The sequence below is a fragment of the Demequina sp. genome (assembly GCF_016278765.1).
In the GTDB taxonomy this organism is placed as follows: Bacteria; Actinomycetota; Actinomycetes; order Actinomycetales; family Demequinaceae; genus Demequina.
The window spans coordinates 25,862-33,368 of sequence record NZ_JADQBE010000044.1 but is presented as its reverse complement, the minus strand read 5'-3'; the positions used below and the strand labels follow the sequence as shown (position 1 = coordinate 33,368).

The window sequence follows — 7,507 nt, the reverse complement described above, 5'->3', positions numbered from 1 at the left end:
CCCGTGCCCTTCTGCCCCGCCTCGTCCACGATCAGGTCCACGAGCGGCTTGCCGGTCTCGTCGTCGTGGGTAGCCAGGACCTCGGCCGTGATCTCGATGAGGAAGCTTTCGAGGTCGCCCTTGTTCCATTCCGCGAAGATCCCGGCGATCTCATCGGGCTCCAATTCCAGGCCGGACCGAAGGATGGCGTAGGCCTCGCCGATCAACTGCATGTCGGCGTACTCGATGCCGTTGTGGACCATCTTGACAAAGTGGCCAGCGCCGTCGGGGCCCACGTGGGTGCAGCACGGGACACCGTCCACCTTGGCGGAAATCTTCTCAAGGATCGGTCCGAGCGACGCGTAGGACTCTACCGATCCACCGGGCATGATCGACGGACCGAGCAGCGCGCCCTCTTCGCCCCCAGAGACGCCGGATCCCACAAAGTGGATGCCTCGCTGGCTCAGGGCGGCCTCGCGCCGGCGGGTGTCCGGGAAGTGGGCATTGCCGGCATCGACGATGATGTCGCCCTTGTCGACGAGCGGCACCAGTGCGTCGATGACGGCATCCGTCGCGGAGCCCGCCTGAACCATGATGACGATCTTGCGGGGCTTCTCAAGCGAAGCCACAAAGTCCTCGAGAGACTCCGAACCGAAGAAGGTGCCCTCGTGTCCGTGGTCGTTCAGCAGAGACTCCATCTTCTGGGGGTTGCGGTTGTGCACCGCCACGGTGAAGCCGTTGCGGGCAAAGTTCCTCGCGAGATTCCGGCCCATTACCGCAAGTCCGGTCACGCCAATCTGGGCAAGCGCCATGTCACTTCCTTGTCCATCCGGGGTACGCCAACCCAGCCTAGACGGGAATGCCGCCGGCGGTGTACCCGCGTCGCCGAGGGCGTGGCGTACCCAACCTTGGGACGACCGCGCCATAGGCTCAAGCCATGAATAACACGGCCATCCCGGCCGCGTTCCGTGAGGCGTTGCTGTCCTTGAGGGGAGCGCGTACGCGTCGTGACGTCCGCTTGGTCGAGACGCCGGCGCCGTCACGCATCGCGCCGTTCGCCGTCGCCATCAACGGCACCGTGTTGCCCGAGGAGCTCGAAACGACCGGGCGGTTCGTCGCGCTTCACGACCCGGCCGGCCACGATGCCTGGAACGGCACATTCCGGGTGATCGCCCTGGTGCAGGCACAGGTCGAGGCGGAGGTCGGCCAAGACGACCTGTGGGCAGACGCCGCGTGGTCGTGGCTCGACGAGGCCCTTCGAGACGTCCCTCACGACCAATTCGGTGGGACCGTCACCAAGGTGGTGTCACGCTCGTTTGGGCAGTTGGCCGACCGTGACGACAAAGTCACGGTGGAACTCCGCGTGTCATGGAGTCCTGCCAATTCCGACCTTGCCCCTCACGTAGCCGCGTGGACCGAATTGCTGGCCATGTGCGCCGGCGTGCCCCCCGCGTCGGAGGGGATTTCAGTACTCCCAGGAGGACATGCATGAGCGGACCACCCGAAGACCCATCGACCGCTGAATCCGAGACGCCCGAGCCCACCCTCCTGAAAGAACCGGCCGATGGCGTCCCTGACGTGGTCGCCACACCGGCCGCGCTCAAGACAACGATCGATGCCTTCGCCGCCGGCGTCGGCCCCATTGCGGCCGACGCCGAGCGCGCCTCGGGGTTCCGATACGGACAGGCGACGTACTTGGTGCAGTTCAAGCGCGCCGGCGCCGGCATCGCCCTCATCGACGCGGCGGCCCTGCCGGACCTCAGCGGCTTTCACGCCGCCATGGGCGACGCGGAGTATGTGTTTCATGCTGCAAGCCAGGATCTTCCCGGAATGAAGGATCTTGGGATCTTCCCGGCCGCCGTCTTCGACACCGAATTGGCGGCCAGACTGCTCGGGTGGCCCAAGGTCGGGCTGGCCTCGGTGGTGGAACGCGAGCTTGGCTTCACCTTGGCGAAGGAACACTCTGCTCAAGATTGGTCCGTGCGGCCGCTTCCGGACTCGTGGCTCGCGTATGCGGCGTTGGACGTGGAGATTCTCCTGGAACTTCGCAAGGGACTCGCGGCTCACCTTGAGGCGGCGGGCAAGACCGAATGGGCGCGACAAGAGTTCGAAGCCGTCCGTCTTGCTCCCCCTCCCGGGCCGCGCATCGATCCGTGGAGGCGCACCTCCGGCACCCATACGATTCGGGATCCACGCGGCCTTGCCATGGTGAAATCATTGTGGGAGGACCGCGAACACGAAGCGCAACGCCGCGACGTGACGCCCGGCCGTGTCCTGAGAGATGCCGCCATCGTCGCCGCAGCTCGCGCCAAGCCGACCACGCTTGAGGCGTTGCTCGACATCCCGGAGTGGCGTACGCGAGGCACCAAGAAGGCGGCGCCGCGGTGGTGGCCGTCCATCGAGACGGCGCTCAAACTCCCTGACAAGGCTCTGCCCGCTCGCCGCGCGCCCACCGGCGATGGACCCCCGCCACCACGAACGTGGCCGGACAAGCGCCCCGAGGCGGCGGCCAGGCTCGCCGAGGCCAAGGTTGCTTTGGCTGAACTCAGTGAAATCCACAACGTGCCGTTGGAGAACCTGCTGCAGCCGGATGCGGCCCGCCGGGCCTGCTGGGAGTACCGCGGAGGCGGAGTGGACTGGATCGCAAGCCTCCTGAGGTCGCGCTCTGCGCGCCCGTGGCAGATCGAGTTGACGGCGCTGCCACTTGCGGAGGCCTTTGCACGCGCGGCCGCTCCAGACGCGGACCAGAAGCCCGCGGACTAGCGCAGGCGCGCGAGAGTGGCGTCGGCGATGACCGACGCCTCGAGGCCGATCTGTTCAAGCACCTGGGCGCGCGAGGAGTGCTCGATGAACTCGCGAGGGACTCCGTGATGTGACCAGTGGACCTCACGGCCGGCGAGCCTGGCGAACTCGGCCCACTCCTCGCCGACTCCAGCGTCGGTCAGGCCATCCTCAACTGTGACCACGAGCTCCGCGTCGCCGAGCACCTCAAGCAGGCCCTCGGGAACCGGATGCACCCAGGTGGCCGTTGCCGCGGTGACGGACGTGCCCTCGGCCGCGAGCTTGCCCGCTACCTCGATCGCGGTACCCGCCATCGAGCCGATACCAAACACCACGACCTGCGGCTTCACCCCGTGCTCCGCGAGCACGTCAATGTCTTCGACCCTACGCACCGCGGGCATCGGCTCGTCCACGGCGCCCTTGGGGTAGCGCACCACCGTGGGGGCGTCATCCACATCGATGGCGGTGCGGAAGGCTTCGCGCAGAGTGGGCTCGTCACGTGGCGCGGCCATCCGCAGGCCGGGAACGTGCCGGAGCAGGGCCATGTCCCACATGCCGTTGTGGCTGGGCCCGTCGTCGCCCGTGATGCCGGCGCGATCCAGCATGAACGTCACGCCAGCCTTGTGCAGCGCCACATCCATCAGCAACTGATCGAAGGCGCGATTCAGGAACGTCGCGTACACGGCCACCACGGGGTGCATGCCCGAGAAGGCTAGCCCCGCAGCGGAGGTTACGGCGTGTTGCTCGGCGATGCCCACATCGATCACGCGACCCGGGAACGCATCGGCGAACGGCTTGAGCCCCACCGGCTGCAGCATCGCTGCGGTGATCCCCACGAGGTCATCCCGTCGCGAGCCCGCGGCGAGCATCTCGTCAGCGAACACGGCCGTCCAGCCGAATCGCGAGGGCTCCACTGGCAAGCCGGTCTCCGGGTGAATCTTGCCGACAGCGTGGAATCGGTCGGCCACGTCCTTTTCGGCCGGTTCGTAGCCCCGACCCTTCTCGGTCACCACGTGCACGATGACCGGCGAGCCAAAGCCCTTGGCGTGCATCAGGGCGGCCTCCACCTGCGCGAGGTCGTGACCGTCCACGGGCCCCAAGTACTTCAGTCCGAGGTCCTCGAACATGCCTTGGGGGCCGATAAGCCCCTTGAGGGCGCGCTTGCCGTGCATCACGGACTGATAGGTGAAGTCGCGCAAGGGGCCGCGGGCGTGGAACGTGCGCTTGCCCCAGCTGAGGAAGTTCTCGTAGACGCGAGAGGTTCGGATCCCGTCCAGGCGCCGCGCCAGGCCCCCGATCGTGGGCGCGTAGGAGCGCCCGTTGTCGTTCACGATGATGACCACCCGATCGCTGCAATCCGCGAGAGAATTCAGCGCCTCCCAGGCCATGCCTCCCGTGAGCGCTCCGTCCCCGATGATGGCGACGGTGGTCCGATCCGTCTCGCCTCGCAGGGTGTGGCCACGGGCGATACCCGCCGCCCACGACAATGCCGTGGAGGCGTGAGAATTCTCGACGACGTCGTGGTCGGATTCCGCACGCGACGGATACCCGGCCACTCCCCCGCGCTTGCGCAATGTGGAGAAGTCGCGCCTGCCGGTCAGGAGTTTGTGGACGTAGGACTGGTGGCCCGTGTCGAACACGATGGGATCGAAGGGAGAGTCGAACACACGGTGCAGAGCCAAGGTCAGTTCGACGACCCCCAGGTTGGGCCCGAGGTGCCCACCAGAGCGCGACACGGAATCCACCAGGTAGTCCCTGATCTCGTCCGCGAGTTCCCTCATCTCGCCCGAGGTCAGGGAGCGCACATCACGGGGTGATTCGATGCGCTCCAGCACGCTGTCTCCTGACATTCGGGTCCGTCTCACTCTAGGTCCTGCAACGCCGACGGGCGACCTTCGCTTCCGCGCGGCTGAACTACGCCACGAGCGAGCGGAGCACGTACTGCAGGATGCCACCATTGCGGAAGTAGTCGGCTTCTCCGGGGGTGTCGATTCGCACCACCGCGTCGAATCGCACCGTCGAGCCGTCGGGCCTGGTGGCTACCACCGTGAGCGACTTGGGGTGCTCTCCGGCGCTGAATGCGCTCACTCCCGCGATGTCGAAGGTCTCGGTGCCGTCAAGGCCAAGGTCGCCGGCCGACTTGCCCTCGGGGAACTGCATCGGCAACACGCCCATGCCGATGAGATTCGACCGGTGGATGCGCTCGAAGCTCTCCGCGACTACGGCTCTCACGCCGAGCAGCCGGGTGCCCTTTGCCGCCCAATCTCGGCTTGATCCCGTCCCGTACTCCTTGCCGGCGAGCACCACGAGCGGAACGCCAGCCTCGGCATAGCCCATGGCTGCGTCGTAGATCGTGTCCTGAGCGTCGGTGAGGAAGTTGTACGTGAAGCCGCCCTCAACGCCGTCCAGAAGCAGGTTCTTGAGCCGAATGTTGGCGAAGGTACCGCGGATCATGACCTCGTGGTTGCCACGGCGGGAGCCGTAGCTGTTGAAGTCGCGGCGGTCGATCCCGTGGTCGGCAAGGTACTTGCCTGCCGGGCTGTCGGCCTTGATCGAACCGGCGGGCGAAATGTGGTCGGTCGTCACAGAGTCGCCCACCATGGCAAGCACCCGCGCTCCCACGACGTCCTGAACCGGCTCGGGCTGTGCGCCCATGCCTTCGAAGTATGGGGGCTTGCGCACGTACGTCGAATCTTGGTCCCACTCGAAGGTCTTGCCGCCAGGCGTGGGAAGACCGCGCCAGCGCTCATCACCGGCGAACACATCGGCGTAGTTGGTGGAGAACATGGACTCCGTGATCGACGATCCGACGACCGCCTCGACCTCCGCGGGCGCGGGCCAGATGTCCTTGAGGAACACGTCGTTGCCCTCGGGATCCTGGCCCAGCGGCTCCGTCTCAAAGTCGAAGTCCATCGTGCCCGCCAACGCGTACGCAATCACGAGCGGCGGGGATGCCAAGTAGTTCATCTTGACGTCCGGGTTGATGCGACCCTCGAAGTTGCGATTTCCCGACAGCACGGAGACCACGGCGAGGTCGTGCTCGTTGACCGCGTCCGAAACCTCGGTGGGAAGCGGTCCCGAGTTGCCGATGCACGTGGTGCAGCCATATCCGACCAGGTGAAAGCCGAGCGCCTCAAGGTCGGGCCACAGCCCCGCCTTCTCGTAGTAGTCGGTCACCACCTGGGAACCGGGAGCCATCGACGTCTTCACCCAGGGCTTGGACGTGAGGCCCCTTCTGTTCGCGTTGCGGGCGAGCAGCGCCGCCGCGAGCATCACCGACGGGTTGGACGTGTTGGTGCAGGACGTGATGGAGGCGATCACCACGCGACCGTGGTCCAGATCGGTCACCGTTCCGTCCGCGAGCGTGATCGGAACCTCTTTGCGCGGACGGCTGGTCGCATGGGCGAAAGTGTCACGAGGCAACGGTGCGTCGCCGGCATGCGCCTCGGCAGCAATCGGATCCGATGCGGGGAAGGTCTCCTCAACCGACTCGTCGAGTCCCTCGGTGACCTGGTCCGTGTGCCGCGCATAGTCGCCGATGACGTCGGCGAACCCCGCCTTGGCATCGGTGAGCGCAATGCGGTCCTGCGGGCGCTTGGGCCCGGCGATGGACGGCACCACTGTGCCGAGGTCGAGCTCGAGGTACTCCGAGAACACCGGCTCCACGTAGTCGGACGCCGAGGGGTCGTGCCACAGCCCCTGCTCCCTGCAGTACGCCTCGACCAGCGCAACCTGCTCCGCCGAGCGGCCCGTCAGGCGCAGGTAGTCGATCGTGACGCCGTCGATGGGGAAGATTGCGGCCGTGGAGCCGAACTCGGGGCTCATGTTGCCGATGGTCGCGCGGTTGGCGAGCGGCACGGCGCCGACGCCGTCTCCGTAGAACTCCACAAACTTGCCCACCACCCCGTGCATGCGCAGCATCTCGGTGATCGTCAGCACCACGTCGGTGGCGGTCGCTCCCGCGGGAATCTGCCCGGAAAGCCTGAAGCCCACCACCTTGGGAATGAGCATGGAGACGGGCTGGCCGAGCATCGCGGCCTCCGCCTCGATGCCGCCCACACCCCAACCGAGCACGCCCAGTCCGTTGATCATCGTGGTGTGCGAGTCCGTGCCCACACACGAGTCCGGGTACGCCTGCATGACGCCGTCGGTGTCGTTGGTCATCACGCCGCGAGCCAGGTACTCAAGGTTGACCTGGTGCACGATTCCGGTCCCGGGCGGTACCACCTTGAAGTTATCGAACGCGGTCTGGCCCCAGCGCAAGAACTGGTAGCGCTCGCGATTGCGCACGTACTCCAGATCGGTGTTGAGCTGCAGCGCGTCCTTGCGACCGAAGACGTCGATCACCACGGAGTGGTCGATCACCATCTCCGCCGGAGCCAAGGGGTTGATGACGGAGGGGTCGCCGCCCAGCTCCACTACGGCCTCGCGCATCGTCGCCAGGTCCACCACACACGGCACGCCGGTGAAGTCCTGCATCACGACACGGGCGGGCGTGAACTGAATCTCGGTGTCCGGAGTCGCCTTCGGGTCCCACTGCGCCAGGGCCCTGACGTGGTCGGCCGTGATGTTCGCGCCGTCCTCAGTCCGCAGGAGCGCCTCGGCCAGGATCTTCAGCGAGTACGGAAGCTTCTCCAACCCTGGAACCGCGTCCAGACGGTAGATCTCATACGGCGTATCGCCCACCGTGAGGGTGGACCGTGATCCCAGGCTGTTGATGCTCATTCCGCTCCTTGTTTCGTGGGGT

General features: G+C 66.4%; 5 protein-coding genes. 2 read left to right on the top strand and 3 right to left on the bottom strand.

From position 1 onward, the window contains the following. A partial coding sequence (gndA, locus tag QZZ29_RS08325; RefSeq protein ID WP_291382523.1) for an NADP-dependent phosphogluconate dehydrogenase occupies positions 1 to 791 on the bottom strand: 791 nt, incomplete at its 3' end. Positions 792 to 916: 125 nt separating this feature from the next. Between gndA and QZZ29_RS08320 the strand changes: the two genes are divergently transcribed. Together QZZ29_RS08320 and QZZ29_RS08315 are read left to right on the top strand one after the other, a co-directional pair. After that, on the top strand, positions 917 to 1,471 hold the full coding sequence (locus QZZ29_RS08320; RefSeq protein WP_291382522.1) for a DUF3000 domain-containing protein: 555 nt from the start codon (positions 917 to 919) through the stop codon (positions 1,469 to 1,471). Next, positions 1,468 to 2,742, top strand: a complete 1,275-nt coding sequence (locus tag QZZ29_RS08315; RefSeq protein ID WP_291382521.1) for an HRDC domain-containing protein — start codon at positions 1,468 to 1,470, stop codon at positions 2,740 to 2,742. Before QZZ29_RS08320 ends, QZZ29_RS08315 begins: the two co-directional genes overlap by 4 nt. Here the strand turns inward: QZZ29_RS08315 and dxs are convergent. After that, positions 2,739 to 4,610 carry a 1-deoxy-D-xylulose-5-phosphate synthase gene (gene dxs / locus QZZ29_RS08310; protein WP_291382520.1) on the bottom strand — a complete coding sequence of 624 codons (1,872 nt, stop codon included), beginning with the start codon at positions 4,608 to 4,610 and terminating at the stop codon, positions 2,739 to 2,741. The genes QZZ29_RS08315 and dxs overlap by 4 nt on opposite strands. Positions 4,611 to 4,674: 64 nt before the next feature. Beyond that, positions 4,675 to 7,485, bottom strand: coding sequence for an aconitate hydratase (locus QZZ29_RS08305; protein WP_291382519.1), 2,811 nt, complete (start codon positions 7,483 to 7,485; stop codon positions 4,675 to 4,677). Between the last annotated feature and the right edge of the window lie 22 nt (positions 7,486 to 7,507).